We start from the raw sequence: 16,927 nt of genomic DNA, 5'->3' as shown, positions 1-16,927 counted from the left end.
GGCTCGGAACGTCAAGATATTGTTCGGTTCTTGTCCGGCTTTCGCCCAAAAGATCCCGGGTTTCGTCCAAAAGGCTGGACGGCAGTGCGCCTGTCGACACCGCCATCCGGTTAGATCGATTGAAATCGACGAAGGGCCGTCAAGCTTTGCGCGGGTCGCCATCCGGCTGGACGACGAAGACCAGCACCACCAGCATGGTCATGTAAAATTTGAACGCCGCCTCCTGACCGTTCCATGTCGAAGACTGCCACATGGCAAACCACTCGCCGCCAACGACCATGAAACCGAAACACCAAACGAGAAAGCCCATTGTGGCGGCAATGATGGCGAACTTCTTGGCATCGTTGAAAGCCTGTCCGCTGGCGTTGCGCGCCTGCCAAAGTTGCCAGGCGGCGATCAGGTAGAGCAGGCAGGTCAGCGCCTCGCCAAGGATGATCAGCCAGTAGCCTGCCGTCCACAAGGCCGGGTTGGTGATCGAGCGGTACATCAGTGCGTTGCCGGGAAAGGTCGTGTCCATGCTCAGCACATGCTGGACAAAGGCGAAGTTTGAGCCGTAATCGGTGATGTTGCCAAAGGCGACGAGGAAGGCGAAAGCCGCCAGACACAAACACATGACGATCTTGGAGAAACGCGCGGTCATGGCAAGAACTCCTGCTGAAAGATCGGGGCATCGCACTCATCAATCGCCGAGTCCCGAAGATCGCGCAACGGGTGGCCCAGTGATCATCGTACTCACAGCCATTGCAAGACATTATGCCGGCAAGCAAGACATTGCCGAGACTGTCGAAGCCCTCGATCTCGAGAGTGATTGCGCTGTGGGCGACTTGGTCTCTGTGGTTAGAGCCGGTACACAGCATGATTTCGCCGTCACCCGCCGCCGCTGGATCGCCAGCGGGACGGGTATGGCGCTCGAACTGACGCTTGATCATCCGGCGCGTTCGATCGGCCGCTGAACGGAACGAAGCTCGCTCGGAGGCTTACTCCGCCTCGCGTCCCATGCGCCGCGCTGTGTAGCGCTCGATCGCCGACAGCCCGTCATAGATCAGTACGGCAAGGGCGGCGACGATCAGGCCGCCCTGCAGGATGAAGGCGAGGTTGTTCGACAGTAGGCCGGCGATGATCACCTCGCCCAATGTCCTCGCCGCGACTGTCGAGCCGATGGTCGCGGTGGCAAGGCTGATCACCACCGATAGCCGGATACCGCCGAGAATGATCGGCGCGCTGAGCGGCAGCTCGACCTTGACCAGCCTTTGCCAGCCAGTCATGCCGGCGCCACGCGCCGCCTCGACGACGTTGGCCGGCAGCGTGGTCAGGCCGGTCAGCGCGTTCTCGAAGATCGGCAGCAGGCCATAGAGAAACAGCGCAATCAGCGTCGGCTTTTCGCCGAAGCCGACCGCCGGCACGGCAAGCGCCAGCACCGCTACCGGTGGAAAGGTCTGGCCTATATTGACCAGGCTGCGCGACAGCGGCAGGAATTCGGCGCCGGCTGGCCTGGTGACCAGAATGGCGAGCGCGACCGCAACGATCGTCGCGGCAACCGTCGCGATCAGCACGGTCCGCAGATGCAGCATCGTCAGCGTCAACAGGCTGCCCTGATTGTAGATTACCGGCGCATTGTTCTCTGTCAGCGGCTTCAGCAGCGGTTCGAACCAGCCGGGATTGGTGACGAAGGCGATAAGCAGCACCACCAGGGCAAGCCTGAGCAGTGATGGAAGCCAAGCCTTTAAGCCAGCCTCTTTCATGCCGGTCTCGCCGCGCGCTTAACCAGTCCGTCCACCGTGACGCGGCCAAGCGGCTTGCCGTCGGTATCTGTCACCGGCAGCGCAGGGCGGCCCGACCACAGGAGTTCGGCGAGCGCGTCGCGCTGGCTGGCGTCACCGGGGATCGCCTCGCCTTCGGCGGTGCCGTTTTCCACCGCGTCGCGGACCCGGCCAAGCGACAACAGCCGGAACGGTTTTTCGCTGGCACCTACCAAGGTTTCGACAAACGCGCTGGCGGGTCTCGCCAGTATTTCGGCCGGCTCGGCATATTGCACCACTTTGCCGCCGTCCATCACGGCGATCTTGTCGCCCATGTGAACGGCCTCTTCCATGTCATGGGTGACCAGGATGATGGTGGTGCCGAAGCGCTTCTGGATTGCCAGCAGATCCTCCTGCGCCTTGTTGCGGATGATCGGATCGAGCGCCCCGAACGGCTCATCCATCAACAGCACGTTGGGTTCCGCGGCAAGCGCCCGAGCGACGCCGACGCGCTGCTGCTGGCCGCCGGAAAGCTCGTGCGGATAGCGTGGCCCGTAGTCTTGCGGGTCGAGCTGGTATAGCGTCATCAGTTCGTCGACGCGGGCCTTGATGCGGTTGGCGTCCCAGCCGAGCAATACCGGCACAGTGGCGATGTTCTGCGCCACCGTGCGATGCGGAAACAGGCCGTGGCCCTGGATGGCATAGCCTATGCTGCGGCGCAGCTCATAATCCGGCACCGAGCGGTTGTCGACGCCGTCGAGCTTGATCACGCCCGATGTCGGCTCGACCAGCCGGTTTATCATGCGAAGCAGCGTCGTCTTGCCGGAGCCGGAGGTGCCGACGATGACGGCGATGCTGCGCGGCTCGATTACCATCGACACGTCGTTGACGACTGTCGTCTCGCCGTAGCGCTTGGTGATGCCTTCGATCTCGATCATGCCGTTTCAACCCTGCGCTTGGTGGCGCTCATTTCGATCACTGCATCGAGGATGATGGCGGCGGCGAAGGCCAGCGCCACCGTCGGCACGGCGCCGAGCAGCACCAGGTCCATCGCCGTCTGACCGACGCCCTGGAACACGAACACGCCAAAGCCGCCGCCGCCGATCAACGCGGCAATCGTGGCGAGGCCGATATTCTGCACCAGCACGATGCGGATGCCGGTGAGGATCACCGGGAAGGCGAGCGGAAACTCGACGCCGAACAGCCGCTGGCGGTCGGTCATGCCCATGCCGCGCGCTGCGTCGTTGGCGGCACGCGGCACACCGGCAAGGCCGACCACGGTATTGGCCACCACCGGCAGCAGCGAATAGAGGAACAGGGCGACGAAAGCCGGCGCTGTGCCGATGCCGCGAATGCCGAGCGCAGCAACACCCGGCACATGCGAAGCGACCCAGCCGAGCGGCGCGATCAAGAGGCCGAACAGCGCGATCGAAGGAATGGTCTGGATGATGTTCAGCACGTTGAGCACGCCGGCCCGCAATTTCTCGACGCGATGGCAGAGGATGCCGAGCGGCAGGCCGATAATCACCGCAGCCGCCAGTGAACCCAGCGCCAACGTAATGTGCTTGGAGCCTTCCGCCCAAAAACTATCGGAGCGATTGAAATATTCCTTGAGGATCGACAGGCTGTTCCAGCTTCCCGAGACGAGCAGCAGGCCGATCGCCGCTGCGGCGACAACAAGCACGCCGACCCGTGCCTGCGGCGACAAGTTCAGTCTTGTAAGCACGTCGGCGAGCAGGAGGGTGAAGGCGAAGATAAGCAGCCAGAAGCCCGAAGCCGGCGAGATACGGGCGAAGGTGTTGCCGGCGGGCGTCAGGAAGCTGCCGGCAACGCCGATCAGCAGCGCCAGCGCCGCAAGTGCAGCCACACTGGCGGCGAGGCGCAGAGCAAGCGGCGTTTTCAGCAGCGCAATGAGCGCCGCTGCGACAACAATCGCCATCAATAGCGGACCGACCGCCGCGGGCAAAGATTCGAGGATCGAGCGCGCCTCGCCGGGTACGATGCGATTGGCGCGGAAGGTGGCGAATGGCGCCGCGAAAGCCGCATAGGCCGATATCGCCGCGATGACCACGCCAAGCTTGTCGAACCGGATGCGCACGCCCTCCCCCATCGGCCGATCCGGCGCACCTTGAAGCGGAGCGCCGGAATCGCCTTACTTCAGGAAGCCGTTCTTTTTCAAAAAGTCCTCAGCGACGCCCTTGACTGGCTCGCCGCCAACCTGCACGCGGCCATTCAACTCCTGCAGCGTGACGAGATCGAGCTTGGCGAAGACCGGCTTCAGCAGCGTCTCGATTTCGGGATGCTCCTTCAGCACCGCCTCGCGAATGATCGGCGCCGGCTGGTAGACCGGCTGCACACCCTTGTCGTCTTCAAGCACGACGAGGCCGGAGGGCGCGATGCCGCCGTCTGTGCCGTAGACCATGGCGGCGTTGGCGCCGTTGGTCTGGTTGGCCGCAGCGGCAATGGTCGCCGCGGTGTCGCCGCCCGACAGCGTGATCAACTGGTCCGGCTTCAGCGTGAAGCCATAGGTCTTCTGGAAAGCGGGCAGCGCGGCCGCCGAATTGACGAACTCGGCTGAGGCCGCCAGCACCACCTTGCCGCCGCCCGAGACATATTTGCCGAAGTCGGAAAGGGTGACGAGCTTATTGGTATCGGCGACCTCCTTGCGCAGGGCGATCGCCCAGGTGTTATTGGCCGGTGACGGTGACAGCCAGACGATCTTGTTGGCGTCGTAGTCGAGCTTCTTGGCAGTCTCGTAGGCCTTGGCGGCGTCTTTCCACACCGGATCGTCGGCCTTCTCGAAGAAGAAGGCGGCGTTGCCGGTGTATTCCGGATAGATGTCGATCTCGCCGGCTGTAATCGCCTTGCGGACCACGGGCGTGCCGCCGAGCTGGATACGGTCGGTGGTCTGGATATTATTGGCGTTTAGCACCAGTTGGATGATATTGCCGAGCACGCCGCCCTCGGTGTCGATCTTCGACGACACCACCACCTGGGCACTCGCCGAGGCAAACGTGATTCCGAGCGCTAGTACAGCGCCGGCCAGAACCTTGATTGAAAACATCTCACAAATCCCTTGCTGTGAACCGGAATACGGCTGCCGCATATGAGCATGGCTTCGATGCCCCGTCGGGGTACACGGTTTCATAAGAGGGGGGATGGGCGCAATAATTTTGTTCCGAGAGTGAATCCGCTGCCGCGACGTCCCGACAGCGTGACGTCAGTTGGCCGCCCGCAAGCCCGTCATCTTCAACACGCCCAGTGCCGCGAAGCACAGCGCGACGACCGGGAAAATCATCCAGTTCAGCATCTCCCAGCCCCAGGCATTGTAGACCGCGCCCGACATCAGCGAGGCGAAGGCGACGGAGCCGAACAGGACGAAATCGTGGAACCCCTGGACCTTGCCTTTTTCGGATGGCTGGTAGCTGTCGGCCACCATGGCGGTGGCACCGATGAAGCTGAAGTTCCAGCCAAGGCCGAGCAGGATCAGCGTCGTCCAGAACTGCCACAGTGCCAACCCCGACAGCGCGACTATGCCGCAGCCAATGAGCAGTACCAGGCCGATAGCCACGATCCGTTCAGCGCCAAAACGATGGATCAGCGACCCCGTGAAGAAGCTCGGCGCGAACATCGCCATGACGTGCCAGGAAATGCCGAGCGTGGCGTCGTCGGTCGAAAGGCCGCAGCCGACCATGGCCAGCGGCGCGCCGGTCATCACGAAGCTCATCAGTGCGTAGCTGCCGATGGCGCAAAACAACGCCGCGACGAAGCGTGGCCTGATGACGATTTCTGAGAGCGGCCTGGCGTCGCTGTCGGAAATTTCCACCTTCTCGGTTGCCTTGGCTGGGATACGCAACAAAGAGAGAATGGCGGCGCCGACCGCCGCCAGCACCAGGATGGACGCAAACGAGCCGGCAAACTTCACCGGCGAGAACAGATCGCCGGTGAAGATGACGATCTGCGGCCCGAGTATGGCGGTGACGATGCCGCCGGCCAGCACGAAGGAGATGGCACGCGCCTTGAATTCAGGCGGAGCATTGTCGGCGGCGGCAAAGCGGAATTGCTGGACGAAGGCGCCCCCGATCCCGATCACGGCCAAGCCGAAAGCGAACAGCCAGAAGCTGGGATGAAACAGCGCCAGCGTGGCGATCAGGCCGCCAAGCGCTGTCACCGCCGTTCCGGTCATGAAGCCGTCGCGCTGGCCGAGCCGGCGGATGATCGCCGCGGCCGGCAGGGAACCGAGTGCCACGCCGACATTGAAGCCGGTGATCGGCGCAGTTGCCAGCGACTTGTCAGCGTCGAGCAGATACTGCCCGGCCAATCCGCCCATGGAAATGGCGATGGGTGCGGCCGAGCCGATGATCGCCTGCGAGGCTGCGAGGATGAAGGCGGTGCGACGCGCTTCCTTGCCCGCCTCAACGGCCACGACGGCGGTCATGAGGCGTCCTTGCCGCGGCCCTCGCCGCGCACCCGGCGCGACACGCGATCAAGCACGGCATTGACCAGTTTCGGCTCGTCTTCCTCGTAAAATGCCTTGGCGATGTCGACATATTCGGAGACGATGACCGCCACCGGCACGTCCTCGCGCTGCATCAGCTCGTAGACGCCGGCGCGCAATATGGCGCGCAATGTGGAATCGAGCCTCGACAGAGGCCAGTCCTCGGTCAGTGCCTGTCGGATGATCGGATCGATGGTCTTCTGGTGCTCGACGACGCCTGCAAGAATGGCGCGAAACCATTGCGCATCGGCTTCGCGATAGAGCGCGCCGTCGACTTCCTTGCCGAGCCTGAACGCCTCGTATTCGGCGGTGATCTCAAACACGCCGCTGCCGGCGACGTCCATCTGGTAGAGCGCCTGTACAGCGGCCAAACGGGCTGCACCGCGCTTGTTGGCATGGCGAACCGCAGGCTGGCCGGGCGAAGCGGGTTCGCTCACGTTCGCTCTCCCAGCTGTTCCTTTAGAGCGATCATGGTCAGCGCCGCACGCGCCGCAAAGCCGCCCTTGTCGCCTTCCGAACGCCTGGCCCGTGTCCACGCCTGTTCGTCGTTTTCGGTGGTCAGGATGCCGTTGCCGATACAGACCGAATCCTGCACGGACAGGTCCATCAGGGCACGGCTGGATTCATTGGCGACGATCTCGAAATGATAGGTGTCGCCGCGGATGACTGTGCCGAGGGCGACGAAACCGTCATAGTTCGTCCCGCCTTCGGAGGCACCGTCGAGCGCGAAGGAAATCACGGCGGGGATTTCGAGCGAGCCAGGAACGGTGACGACATCGTATGTCGCGCCTGCTTCGTCGAGCGCGCTGGTCGCGCCTTCGAGCAGCGCGTCGGCAAGATCGTCGTGAAAGCGCGCCTCGATGACAAGAAGGTGTGCCTTCTTCTTCGGACGGATGAACGCTTTGCCGTGTTGGGATGTGCCTGCCATAGATGTCTCCGGGGATCGCCGGTGACTTAGGCCGAAGCCGGTTTGATCGCAAGCGGAAGATTGCCGAAGGAACTTTCAAGGCCAACCCGGTGGCGGTGCATCAGGGAATGGGCTTTATGGACGACCGCCTCAAAGCCCCTCCTTCGCCGCCTCCATCAGCCGCGCGGCGTAGCGGGCCATGGTGTCGATCTCGAGATTGACCCAGTCGCCGACCTGGCGTTCGCCCCAGGTGGTGACGGTCAGCGAATGGTGGATCAACAGCACGTCGAAGCGGGTGCCTTCGACCTTGTTGACGGTGAGCGAAGTGCCGTCGAGTGCGACGGAACCCTTGGGGGCGATGAATTTGGCAAGCTCGCGCGGTGCTTCCAGGGTAAAGCGCACGGCGTCACCCTCCTCCTTGCGGGCCACGATCTCGGCCATGCCATCGACATGGCCTGATACAATGTGGCCACCGAGTTCGTCGCCGATCTTCAGCGCCCGCTCCAGATTGATCCTCGTGCCGGATTTCCAGGCCATAGCTGTCGTAAGTCTGAGTGCTTCTTCCCAGGCCTCGACCTCGAACCACCGTGCGTTGGCGCCGTCTTCCGGCAGTCCCGTTACCGTCAGACAGACGCCGCCACAGGAAATCGAAGCGCCGATGGCAATGGTCTGCGGATCGTAGGCGGTGTCGATACGCAAACCGACGCCTTCCCTGAGCGGCTTCACGGCAGCGACGGTGCCGACATCGGTGACGATTCCAGTGAACATTAGTTTGGCCCCATGAACATCAGTTCGGTCCTAGATGTCTCTTATCCATTCCGCATATGTGTCTTCGCCGAAACGCATGCTGCGCAATTTGCGAAATCCCGGCGGGATATTGTTGGCATCGATTGGCGGTACAATGCCGCCCTCGCCGATCGCGTCCGGCCCCTGGAACAGCACGATACGATCAACCAGTTTTTCATCGAGGAACGCCTTGGCCACCCTGGCGCCGCCCTCGACCAAGAGGCTGGCCATGCCGAGCGCCGCCAGATCCTCGAGCAGTTCCGGCAGCGCAATATCGCCTTCATACGTCTCAGTGCCGATGAAGCGAACGCCGACGCGTTCGAGCGCGGCGCGCCGATGCGGATCGGCCTCGGCGCAGGCAGCGATATAGAGCGGCACACGGTCGACGCCGGCGACCAGTTTCGAAGTCTCGGCTAGCCTGATCTGACGGTCGAGCACGATGCGCGCCGGCGAACGGCTCTCCAGTCCCGGAAGCCTAACCGTCAGCGCCGGATCGTCCTCCAGTGCCGTGCCGATGCCGATCAATATGCCATCGGCTTCGGCGCGCGTCAGATAGACTTCGCGCCGGGCGATATCGCCGGTGATGGAGACCTGTCCCTCGCCTCTCACGCCGATCTTGTTGTCGCTTGAAAGCGCAAACTTCAGGATCACTTCCGGGCGTTTTTTCAGAGATCGAATCAAATAGCCGGCCATCTGCTCCGCGGCATCGGCCGCCAGCACTTTTTCCACCACTTCGACCCCAGCGGCACGCAAGATTGCATAGCCCTTGCCGGAAACACGCGGGTCCGGATCGCTGGCAGCGCCGACCACACGCGCCACGCCGGCACTGACCAGCGCATTGGCGCAAGGCGGCGTGCGGCCGTGATGGGCGCAGGGCTCCAGCGTTACATAGGCGGTGGCGCCGCGCGCCAGTTCGCCGGCCTCTGCCAAAGCCTCGGTCTCGGCATGCGGCCGGCCGCCGACGGCGGTGACGCCGCTGCCGACGATCATCGGCCCGTTGCCGTCATCCCGTACGATCAGCGTGCCGACGGAAGGATTGGTCGAGGTCCGGCCGGCATTCTTGCGCGACAGCCTGAGGGCTGCCGCCATATAGCGGCGATCGAGGAGCTCTTGCTCAGCCGTGCTGCGTTCGGACCCTGCCATGCTCAGCTGGCGTCCTCTTCGCTCTTCAGCTCTTCGCCCCTTGGCTCGTCGGTTTTGAGCTCGTCGCCTTTGAGTTCGCCCAATACGTCGTGGAAATCCTTGGCCTCGCGGAAATTGCGGTAGACGGAGGCAAAGCGCACATAGGCGACATCATCGAGCGACTTAAGCGCCTCCATGACCAGCCGGCCGACTTCGCCAGAAGCCACTTCGGTTTCGCCCGAGCTTTCGAGCTGGCGCACGATGCCGGTCACGGCCCGGTCGATACGTTCCGGGTCGACATTGCGCTTGCGTACCGCGATCTCGACAGAGCGCAGCAACTTGTCGCGGTCGAACGGCACCTTGCGTCCAGACTTCTTCACGACGACGAGATCGCGCAATTGGACGCGCTCGAAAGTGGTGAAGCGGCCGCCGCAATCCGGGCAGACGCGCCGCCTGCGGATCGCCGCTCCGTCTTCGGCAGGGCGCGAATCCTTCACCTGCGTATCTTCGGACTGACAGTAGGGACAGCGCATGGAGGGCCTTCGGTTCGCGATTCTCGTGGAGCGAAAGGCTTAGAGGTTTTTGCCACGATGGCAAAGTATGGCCGATGACCGATCGCGCCTCAGAGATAGCGAGGCACGAGGAAAATTGCGAGAGTGGCAATCAGTTGAACGGCAATACGCCAATCAGGGAGCGACGTCGCCGGTCGGGAAGCCGCAGGACGTGCCGAGATAGCGATAGGCCTTGGTGAAGCCGTCCATCGATATGGTCGCGACCGGCTTGTCGGCGAAGCTGACATCAAGGGCGCTCGTACGGCGCATGGCACGCAGTATGGCAAGCGTGGTCTCGGGTTTGTTGTCCATCATCCACTGTCCGTCGGCGATAAGATGAAAACCAGCCTTGATCTTGTCGTTAACGTCGCGAAACACCGCCGGGACGTTGTCACCTTTGGGCAAGTCACTGTTTCTCACGGCGATGATGAGGCTCGGATAGCCTCCCGGTGGCAGTACGTCGCCATTCGAGATGGCCAGCGTAAGGGTGCCGCTGGTCCCGTTAGCGTCGAAAAAGACGGTCGAGGCGGCGCAGGTCTTGCGCACATCCTCACCGGTGTTGACCTCGTCCATCGTGGTGGACCACCTGCCGAAGGTCTCTGTCTTGGGCGCTGCCGGCGTCGGCTCGGTCTGCGCCAAGGCGAGGCCCGACAGCTGCAAAATGGCCGATGCCAGCAAGGCGCCAAAGCCGGCGAAACGGAAAGTTTGCATCATTGAGCTTCTTCGCAAGTGCCTTGCTGTCGCACCGGGATTGTCGCACACATGGAGGACACTCGGCGTGGTCAACCAAGGTACGGGTAAAGCGGAAAACGATCCGTCAATGCCGCCACCTTGGTCTTCACAACTGCCTCGACGGCCGCATTGCCATCGTCGGAATTGGCGACTTTCAGTCCATCCAGCACCTCGGCGATCAGCTTGCCAATCTCGCGGAACTCAGCCTGGCCGAAGCCGCGCGTGGTGCCGGCCGGCGTGCCGAGCCGAACGCCCGAGGTGACGAAAGGCTTTTCCGGGTCGAAGGGGATGCCGTTCTTGTTGCAGGTGATGTTGGCGCGGCCAAGGGCAGCCTCGGCGCGCTTGCCGGTGGCGTTCTTGGGGCGCAGGTCGACCAACATCAGATGGTTGTCAGTGCCGCCGGAGACGATGTCGAGACCGGTTTCCTGCAGGCTGGAGGCCAGTGCCTTGGCATTGGCAACGACGCTCTCCGCATAGACCTTGAAGCTCGGCTTCAGCGCCTCGCCCAGGGCCACCGCCTTGGCGGCGATGACATGCATCAGCGGTCCGCCCTGCAGGCCGGGGAAGACGGCCGAATTCATCTTCTTGGCAATGTCCTCGTCATTGCACAGGATCATGCCGCCGCGCGGGCCGCGCAGCGACTTGTGCGTCGTGGTGGTGACCACATGGGCATGCGGCAGCGGCGACGGATGCATGCCACCGGCGACCAGTCCGGCGATATGAGCCATATCGACCATCAGATAGGCGCCGATCGAATCGGCGATCTCGCGAAAACGCTTCCAGTCCCAGACACGTGAATAGGCTGTGCCGCCGGCCAGAATCAATTTCGGCTTGGTCTCATGGGCGGTCTTCTCGATCGCGTCCATGTCGAGCAGATGATCGTCCCGGCGCACGCCATAGGAGACGACCTTGAACCATTTGCCGCTCATATTGACCGGCGAGCCATGTGTCAGGTGCCCGCCGGAATTGAGGTCGAGGCCCATGAAGGTGTCGCCGGGCTGCAGCAACGCCAGGAACACCGCCTGGTTCATCTGGCTGCCGGAATTCGGCTGGACGTTGGCGAAGTTGCAGCCGAACAGCTTTTTCGCGCGTTCGATGGCCAGTTCCTCGGCGACATCGACAAACTGGCAGCCGCCATAGTAGCGCTTGCCTGGATAGCCCTCGGCATATTTGTTGGTCATGATCGACCCCTGCGCCTCGAGCACGGCGCGCGAGACGATGTTTTCCGAGGCAATCAGCTCGATCTCATGGCGCTGGCGGCCGAGTTCGTTTCGGATCGCGCCGAAAATCTCGGGATCGGCATCGGCAAGCGTGGTTTCGAAGAAGGATTCGAATTTGTTCGACACTGCCGCTGCTGTTGCCATGGGCTGAAATCCTCAAGGTTCGTGGTCTGTCGCGCCATTAACACAGTTGCCTTCGGCCCGCCACGTTTGGAGCGCGAAATTTGCTGGCCGGATTGCGCCAGAGAGACTGGAGGCCTCTATTTCCTTGCCCTGCTGAAGGGCCGGCAGGCTTCGGTGAGCGTGATCTCGGTGAACAGCGCCTGCATCGTATGGTCGTTGATCTGGCCGGCGTGATGGCGCCGCGCACGCCGGCAACAGAGCCGGCGATCCGGACGCGCAGCCCGAACGGCTAGGCCTTGCGCTTGTGTATCGCGCCGAGACGCGCGTCGCGATGTCGCCGACCCAGATCCACAGGAAGCGCAGCCCCATCCGGCGATCGGCCCAGCAAAGCTTATAGCGAAAGATCCGGCAACGAAAAAGGCCGCCTTCCGGCGGCCTTTTGCAAATGAACTCAGCTGCTTAGAGCGCGGATGTGATCTGCAGCTCGTTGGCTCCGTCGAGGCCGTAAATGTCGTCACGGAACTGGACCACGCCCGGCCCTGTTGACCAGGCCGAGACGTAGAGAAAATAGACCGGCACCGGATTGGTGACCTGCACCGGCGTGTTCTCCCCGGTCTTGATCGCCGCCTCGAAATGCTGGCGATCCCAGCCCGGTGTGTCGCGCAGAATCCAGGTGACGAGGTCGCGCACGTTCTGAACGCGCACGCAGCCAGAGGAATCGAAGCGCATCAGCTTGCCGAAAAGGCTCTGCTGCGGCGTGTCGTGCATGTAGACGCCGTCCGGGCTGGGGAAATTGATCTTGACCGAGGCCATCGCGTTGCCGGAACCGGGATCCTGGCGGAAGCGATATTTTTCGGCATCGTCGGTCGACCAGTCGACCGTCATTGGGTCGACCTCGCTGCCGTCCGGCGCGAACAGGCGGATATGGCTATCCTTGAGATAGTTGGGGTCCTTCCGCATCAGCGGAATGATGTCCTTGCGCACGATCGAGACCGGCGCGTTCCAGTACGGATTGACGATGATTTCGTTGATCTTGGAATTGACGATCGGCGTCTGGCGATCGATCTTGCCGACGATCGCGGTGTGGCGCAGCACAACGCGGTCGTTCTCGACAGCCTCGATCTGCGCCGCCGGGATGTCGACCAGCACATAGCGGTTGCCAAGCGTGCCGGCCCGCTCACGCAGCCGTTGCAGATTGGTCTGCAGCTGACCAAGCCGAACCGGCGCCGACACGTTCATTGCCGCGAAAGTATATTTGCCGGTGGTCCCGTCGGCCGGCAAGCCGTGACGCAACTGGAAGCGCTTGAGCGCCGAGTCGACGTAAGAATCGAACGCTTCCGAGAGCCCGGCGCTCTGCGCCAGATCGCCCGATATCATCAAGCGCCTGCGCAGCGGCACCACATCGGGATCCTCGACGCCAAGCTGCAGCTTCTTGGTGTCTGGAACCTGCTCCCAGCCGCCTTGCGCGACGATATTCTGATACTGCATGATCGCCTGCTCGGTGAAGGACACCGTCTGCAGGCTGAAGATCGGCAGCGTTGAGGCAACCTTGCCGCCTTCGCTGGCACGCGCATCGAATTGGTCGTCCCAATTGCCACGCGCCGAGGATTTCAGGATATCCCCGATCACATCCTGTGCACTGGCGCGGCCGGCGACCATTGCGGCTGCGAGCGCGGAGGCTCCTGAAAGGAAGAAACGGCGGCTGGTTCTCATGGATGGTCCAGACATTCTTGCTACAATTCAACCCACCGGGCGGTCTCGCCCGCACTCTAGAGTTGGCTTCTTAACAATTAGCCAACCATGGCCCGCATCACTTCGGTGTAAAAACACATGGGTGTAAAAACACATGGAAGTGACTTGAGCACAGGACAAATGCACGGCTTTGGCCCAGCATCACCCGCATCTTCGGTTCCATTCGAATATGGCGGCAACGTGGCTGTTGCTCGAATTTGGATCGGCCGGCCTGACGAAACGGCAAGACCGGTGCTTTTCGGCACCGGTCTTTGGTCTGCTCCGCGGCAGCACTTCCGTGGTCCAACTTCAGATCTTGCTGCGGCGGGTGCGATTACATCCGATAGGCGATGGTATCGTTCCAGAACCGATCCAGCCGCTGCAGGGCGCGGTTCATCTGCTTGAACTCTTCCGTGTTGATGCCGCCGACCTGCTCGATCGAGCCGACATGGCGTTCGTAAAGGCCGGCGACGACTTCCGCCACCTCGTTGCCCTTCGGCGTCAGCGAGACACGGACCGAACGGCGGTCGATGCGCGAGCGCTGGTGGTTGATGAAGCCGAGATCGACCAGCTTCTTTAGATTGTAGGAGACATTCGAGCCGAGATAATAGCCGCGCGAGCGCAGTTCGCCAGCGGTCAGCTCCGAATTGCCGATGTTGAACAGCAGCAGCGCCTGGATGGCGTTGATGTCGGAGCGACCGTTGCGGTCGAATTCGTCCTTGATCACATCAAGCAGACGGCGATGCAGCCGCTCGACCAGCTGCAGCGATTCCATGTACAGCGAACGGATCGCCTCGCGGCGGTCATCGGATACGTTGGCGGTCTTCGCCGCCGGACGCGAATTGATCATTGTCTTTGCCTCTCGTTTGTCGCCCGGTGATTTTTTTGTTCTTCACCTTGATCGCGACACTATCGAATACTCATAAAATTCGACTTAAACGCCAAGGCTAACAAGAGCTTACCGGTAAGGGGTTTCGAAAGAGGCTTAACGGACGGTCACCCGAGCAAGGATGATTAACCTAAAGATTTAGCCAACGATCCTGGCCGGAATTGCTATCGCCGGGCTTGCCGCTTCTGGATCCAGATCACCACGCGGAACACTATGTAGAGCAGCGCCACCGCAAGGTGCGAGGCGACGATCAGCGGCCGGCGGCCGAACAAGTCGGGGAAGCCAGCATACATGACGCACTCGGTCACCGCGCAGATGAACCAGATCACCGGCCCCCAGGACGCCAGCATCCACAGGCCGGCGGCAGCGAATGGAAAAAACACCGCCAGCACCACCGCCGCCACCTGCCAGTGCACCGGCATCAGATCGAAGCGCCACAACTGGCCGGGGTAAACGCCGATCAGCCGGATCCAGGACAAGATGCCGAACAGCAGACAATAGCCGGCGATAACGCGCTGGAACCAGGCGAAGATGACCTCGATCGTCGAGGGCTGCAGCACCACGCGTCTCGAGGTGGCCTCGCTCACAGCTTCAGTTCCCGTTCGCCGAGCGATGCGAAATAGGCATCGACGTCGGCGGCGCTGACGTCATCGATGCCTGCCGGCCGCCATTGCGGCGTCGAGCCTTTATCGATGATGGCGGCGCGGATACCTTCATAGAAGTCGTGCCCGACAAGCATACGGTTGAGGATACGGAACTCCATTTTCATGCACTCGTCCATCGACAACGTCTGCCCGGCGCTGATCTGGCGCCACGCGACATGCAGGCTGGTCGGTGAACGTGTGCGGATGGTGGCCAGCGTCTTTGCCGCGAACTCGTCGGCGATGGCTGCCCGCTCCAGGCTGGCGACCATATCGGCCAGTGACGGCTGCGCGAAATGCCGAGCGATGGCTTCCAGCGTCGGCCTGTCTGTCTCGCGTTTGGCCGGGACGAAGCAGCCGCGCAGCACCGATTCCGGGTCGCCGCTTGCCGCCAGCCGGTCGAGAAAGCCGGGCTGGTCCTCCGCCTTGATCGTATGGGTGGCGAGGCCCGACCACAAAGCATCGCCATAGCGGATGCGGTTGCCGGTCAGCGCCAGATACATGCCGAAGCTGCCGCCGAGATCCGGCAACAGATGGCTGGCGCCGACATCCGGGAAAAAGCCGATGCCGACCTCTGGCATGGCAAATTGCGCGTTCTCGGTCAGCACCCGCTGCGAGCCATGGAAGGAGATGCCGACGCCGCCGCCCATGACGATGCCGTCGATCAGGGCGACATAGGGTTTCTTGAAACGGGCGATGCGGGCGTTCAGCCGGTACTCGTCGGCGAAGAACTCGACCGGCGGTTTTCCAGCCCGGCCGGCTTCGTAGATGTGGAGGATGTCGCCGCCCGCCGAAAATGCCCTGCCCTCGGCCTTGACGACGACGACGTCGACACCATCGTCGCGTTCCCAGCTGCGCAGCGCCTTGTCCAGCGCCTTGACCATGCGGTGGGTTACGGCATTGAGCGCCTGCGGCCGCGTCAGCGTGACGACGCCGGCCCTGCCCAACCTTTCGAAGCGAATCTCGTCGCCTCCGCCAAAATCCATCGCCAGAGAATCCCTCCCGCGCCCGCCGGGAGTGAAGTGCTAATGCGTGGCGCATAGCCACGTCAATGGCAGCGCCAATCCCGCCTGCTGGCCCGTGGCCGCAGCCGGTGCTAATGCTGGCGCTTTGAACTGGAAGGTTGGGCCATGCCTTGGTTGCCACGCCTTGCTGTTGTGGTGGTCGGCCTAATCGCTGCGAACACTCCTCCCGTATCGGCCGAAACCGTGGATAGTCTCTACCAGTCGCAGACCATCGTCACCGGCCAGGGCGAGGTCAATCGCCAGATCGGTTTCAAGACATGTTTGGATGCGGTGCTGGTCCGTGTCTCCGGTGATCAGCGGCTGGCGAAAAAACCTGAGGTGGCGGCGCTGCGCGACAAGGCCGGCAGCTTCGTTGCCGAATTCCGCTACCACGACCGCCTTGAAGGCATTCCGGTCCATGACGAACAAGGCACGCACGACCGGCCGCATGATCTCACCTGCCTATACAGGCCCGACGTCATCGATCCGGTGCTTGCCGCGCTTGGCAGCAAGCCATGGCTTGCCGAGCGGCCACGCCTGGCGATTTTTCTGGCGGCGGAGCAAGGCACAAGGCATTTCGCGCTGACTGCCGACGACCAGCGCGGGGCGGCGATGCGCGAATCCTTCGTCAATGCCACCGGTCCGCTGGTCATGCGGATTTTGTTTCCCGAAGCGTCGATGCTGTCGGCCTCGAAGCTTGACGACCGGGCCCTGCGCCATGCCGATATGGCGACGCTGGACCAGCTTGCCCGAAAGGCCGGTGCCGATCAGGCGCTCGCCGGCAGCCTGATCTGGAGCGACAAAGAGTTGGGCTGGATCGCCGATTGGCGGCTTGCCATGAACGGCAAGGCTTATAAGTGGCAAGTGCGCGGTGTCAGCTTCGACGAGGCATTCCGCGTCGCCATGCGGGGTGCTGCGCAGATCCTGTCGGGCAATGGTCAACCAGAATAACGCCCAACAGGACCGCTGGCACAATCGTGTCGC

General features: G+C 62.5%; 19 protein-coding genes. 2 read left to right on the top strand and 17 right to left on the bottom strand.

All coding sequences use genetic code 11. The features are described from left to right. Nucleotides 1-139: 139 nt before the first annotated feature. Nucleotides 140-640 (bottom strand): DUF2165 family protein, encoded by a 501-nt coding sequence (locus NKH50_RS22345; RefSeq protein WP_352881040.1) that lies wholly within the window; start codon nt 638-640, stop codon nt 140-142. A 79-nt stretch (nt 641-719) separates the two neighbouring features. Here NKH50_RS22345 and NKH50_RS22340 point away from each other — a divergent pair, with 79 nt between their 5' ends. Next, nucleotides 720-953 carry a hypothetical protein gene (locus NKH50_RS22340; RefSeq protein WP_352881038.1) on the top strand — a complete coding sequence of 78 codons (234 nt, stop codon included), beginning with the start codon at nt 720-722 and terminating at the stop codon, nt 951-953. Between the two features lie 24 nt (nt 954-977). Here the strand turns inward: NKH50_RS22340 and NKH50_RS22335 are convergent, their stop codons facing one another. From NKH50_RS22335 to NKH50_RS22260, 16 genes are all read right to left on the bottom strand, one after another. Continuing rightward, complete coding sequence (locus NKH50_RS22335) at nt 978-1,742, bottom strand: ABC transporter permease (RefSeq protein ID WP_352881037.1); 765 nt, start codon at nt 1,740-1,742, stop codon at nt 978-980. After that, nucleotides 1,739-2,677, bottom strand: coding sequence for an ABC transporter ATP-binding protein (locus NKH50_RS22330; protein ID WP_352477168.1), 939 nt, complete (start codon nt 2,675-2,677; stop codon nt 1,739-1,741). The genes NKH50_RS22335 and NKH50_RS22330 overlap by 4 nt, the downstream gene beginning before the upstream one ends. Then, on the bottom strand, nt 2,674-3,849 hold the full coding sequence (locus NKH50_RS22325) for an ABC transporter permease (protein ID WP_352881034.1): 1,176 nt from the start codon (nt 3,847-3,849) through the stop codon (nt 2,674-2,676). Before NKH50_RS22325 ends, NKH50_RS22330 begins: the two co-directional genes overlap by 4 nt. A gap of 42 nt (nt 3,850-3,891) precedes the next feature. Beyond that, a complete protein-coding gene (osmF, locus tag NKH50_RS22320; protein WP_352477167.1) occupies nt 3,892-4,803 on the bottom strand; it encodes a glycine betaine ABC transporter substrate-binding protein OsmF in 912 nt (303 codons plus the stop codon). A 156-nt stretch (nt 4,804-4,959) separates the two neighbouring features. After that, entirely contained in the window at nt 4,960-6,177 is a 1,218-nt protein-coding gene (locus NKH50_RS22315) for an MFS transporter (RefSeq protein WP_352881032.1), read from the bottom strand. Continuing rightward, the gene (gene nusB, locus NKH50_RS22310) at nt 6,174-6,674 is read right to left on the bottom strand and encodes a transcription antitermination factor NusB (RefSeq protein WP_352456584.1); all 501 of its coding nucleotides are present in this window, start codon (nt 6,672-6,674) and stop codon (nt 6,174-6,176) included. The genes NKH50_RS22315 and nusB overlap by 4 nt, the downstream gene beginning before the upstream one ends. Then, complete coding sequence (gene ribH, locus NKH50_RS22305) at nt 6,671-7,165, bottom strand: 6,7-dimethyl-8-ribityllumazine synthase (protein WP_352477165.1); 495 nt, start codon at nt 7,163-7,165, stop codon at nt 6,671-6,673. The genes nusB and ribH overlap by 4 nt, the downstream gene beginning before the upstream one ends. 129 nt (nt 7,166-7,294) lie before the next feature. Then, the gene (locus tag NKH50_RS22300; protein WP_352820786.1) at nt 7,295-7,912 is read right to left on the bottom strand and encodes a riboflavin synthase; all 618 of its coding nucleotides are present in this window, start codon (nt 7,910-7,912) and stop codon (nt 7,295-7,297) included. 30 nt (nt 7,913-7,942) lie between these two features. Further along, nucleotides 7,943-9,073, bottom strand: a complete 1,131-nt coding sequence (gene ribD, locus NKH50_RS22295; protein ID WP_352881029.1) for a bifunctional diaminohydroxyphosphoribosylaminopyrimidine deaminase/5-amino-6-(5-phosphoribosylamino)uracil reductase RibD — start codon at nt 9,071-9,073, stop codon at nt 7,943-7,945. Nucleotides 9,074-9,075: 2 nt separating this feature from the next. Then, entirely contained in the window at nt 9,076-9,585 is a 510-nt protein-coding gene (gene nrdR, locus NKH50_RS22290) for a transcriptional regulator NrdR (RefSeq protein ID WP_023674492.1), read from the bottom strand. A gap of 153 nt (nt 9,586-9,738) precedes the next feature. Next, nucleotides 9,739-10,317, bottom strand: a complete 579-nt coding sequence (locus NKH50_RS22285) for a hypothetical protein (protein ID WP_352881027.1) — start codon at nt 10,315-10,317, stop codon at nt 9,739-9,741. 68 nt (nt 10,318-10,385) lie between these two features. Continuing rightward, the gene (glyA, locus tag NKH50_RS22280) at nt 10,386-11,699 is read right to left on the bottom strand and encodes a serine hydroxymethyltransferase (RefSeq protein ID WP_352881025.1); all 1,314 of its coding nucleotides are present in this window, start codon (nt 11,697-11,699) and stop codon (nt 10,386-10,388) included. Nucleotides 11,700-12,137: 438 nt separating this feature from the next. Then, complete coding sequence (locus NKH50_RS22275) at nt 12,138-13,391, bottom strand: L,D-transpeptidase family protein (RefSeq protein WP_352689388.1); 1,254 nt, start codon at nt 13,389-13,391, stop codon at nt 12,138-12,140. 352 nt (nt 13,392-13,743) lie between these two features. Continuing rightward, nucleotides 13,744-14,259 carry a transcriptional regulator LdtR gene (gene ldtR / locus NKH50_RS22270; RefSeq protein ID WP_023674486.1) on the bottom strand — a complete coding sequence of 172 codons (516 nt, stop codon included), beginning with the start codon at nt 14,257-14,259 and terminating at the stop codon, nt 13,744-13,746. A 203-nt stretch (nt 14,260-14,462) separates the two neighbouring features. Continuing rightward, entirely contained in the window at nt 14,463-14,885 is a 423-nt protein-coding gene (locus tag NKH50_RS22265; RefSeq protein ID WP_352881023.1) for a DUF6163 family protein, read from the bottom strand. After that, complete coding sequence (locus NKH50_RS22260; RefSeq protein ID WP_352506513.1) at nt 14,882-15,925, bottom strand: enoyl-CoA hydratase/isomerase family protein; 1,044 nt, start codon at nt 15,923-15,925, stop codon at nt 14,882-14,884. The genes NKH50_RS22265 and NKH50_RS22260 overlap by 4 nt, the downstream gene beginning before the upstream one ends. Nucleotides 15,926-16,069: 144 nt before the next feature. Here NKH50_RS22260 and NKH50_RS22255 point away from each other — a divergent pair, with 144 nt between their 5' ends. Next, nucleotides 16,070-16,894 carry a DUF8605 domain-containing protein gene (locus NKH50_RS22255; RefSeq protein ID WP_352738285.1) on the top strand — a complete coding sequence of 275 codons (825 nt, stop codon included), beginning with the start codon at nt 16,070-16,072 and terminating at the stop codon, nt 16,892-16,894. Nucleotides 16,895-16,927: the final 33 nt, after the last annotated feature.

Origin of the sequence: Mesorhizobium sp. M1027, assembly GCF_040318745.1 — a bacterium.
GTDB lineage: Bacteria > Pseudomonadota > Alphaproteobacteria > Rhizobiales > Rhizobiaceae > Mesorhizobium.
Note: the sequence above shows the minus strand (reverse complement) of the source record. Positions and strands in the feature narration are given on the sequence as shown.

Excerpts from the sequence above, each read along its gene's own strand:
- NKH50_RS22345 (WP_352881040.1), bottom strand. The coding sequence starts at position 640 with ATGACCGCGCGTTTCTCCAAGATCGTCATGTGTTTGTGTCTGGCGGCT.
- NKH50_RS22335 (WP_352881037.1), bottom strand. The coding sequence starts at position 1,742 with ATGAAAGAGGCTGGCTTAAAGGCTTGGCTTCCATCACTGCTCAGGCTT.
- NKH50_RS22330 (WP_352477168.1), bottom strand. The coding sequence starts at position 2,677 with ATGATCGAGATCGAAGGCATCACCAAGCGCTACGGCGAGACGACAGTC.
- NKH50_RS22325 (WP_352881034.1), bottom strand. The coding sequence starts at position 3,849 with ATGGGGGAGGGCGTGCGCATCCGGTTCGACAAGCTTGGCGTGGTCATC.
- osmF (WP_352477167.1), bottom strand. The coding sequence starts at position 4,803 with ATGTTTTCAATCAAGGTTCTGGCCGGCGCTGTACTAGCGCTCGGAATC.
- NKH50_RS22315 (WP_352881032.1), bottom strand. The coding sequence starts at position 6,177 with ATGACCGCCGTCGTGGCCGTTGAGGCGGGCAAGGAAGCGCGTCGCACC.
- ribH (WP_352477165.1), bottom strand. The coding sequence starts at position 7,165 with ATGGCAGGCACATCCCAACACGGCAAAGCGTTCATCCGTCCGAAGAAG.
- NKH50_RS22300 (WP_352820786.1), bottom strand. The coding sequence starts at position 7,912 with ATGTTCACTGGAATCGTCACCGATGTCGGCACCGTCGCTGCCGTGAAG.
- ribD (WP_352881029.1), bottom strand. The coding sequence starts at position 9,073 with ATGGCAGGGTCCGAACGCAGCACGGCTGAGCAAGAGCTCCTCGATCGC.
- nrdR (WP_023674492.1), bottom strand. The coding sequence starts at position 9,585 with ATGCGCTGTCCCTACTGTCAGTCCGAAGATACGCAGGTGAAGGATTCG.
- NKH50_RS22285 (WP_352881027.1), bottom strand. The coding sequence starts at position 10,317 with ATGATGCAAACTTTCCGTTTCGCCGGCTTTGGCGCCTTGCTGGCATCG.
- glyA (WP_352881025.1), bottom strand. The coding sequence starts at position 11,699 with ATGGCAACAGCAGCGGCAGTGTCGAACAAATTCGAATCCTTCTTCGAA.
- NKH50_RS22275 (WP_352689388.1), bottom strand. The coding sequence starts at position 13,391 with ATGAGAACCAGCCGCCGTTTCTTCCTTTCAGGAGCCTCCGCGCTCGCA.
- ldtR (WP_023674486.1), bottom strand. The coding sequence starts at position 14,259 with ATGATCAATTCGCGTCCGGCGGCGAAGACCGCCAACGTATCCGATGAC.
- NKH50_RS22260 (WP_352506513.1), bottom strand. The coding sequence starts at position 15,925 with ATGGATTTTGGCGGAGGCGACGAGATTCGCTTCGAAAGGTTGGGCAGG.
- NKH50_RS22255 (WP_352738285.1), top strand. The coding sequence starts at position 16,070 with ATGCCTTGGTTGCCACGCCTTGCTGTTGTGGTGGTCGGCCTAATCGCT.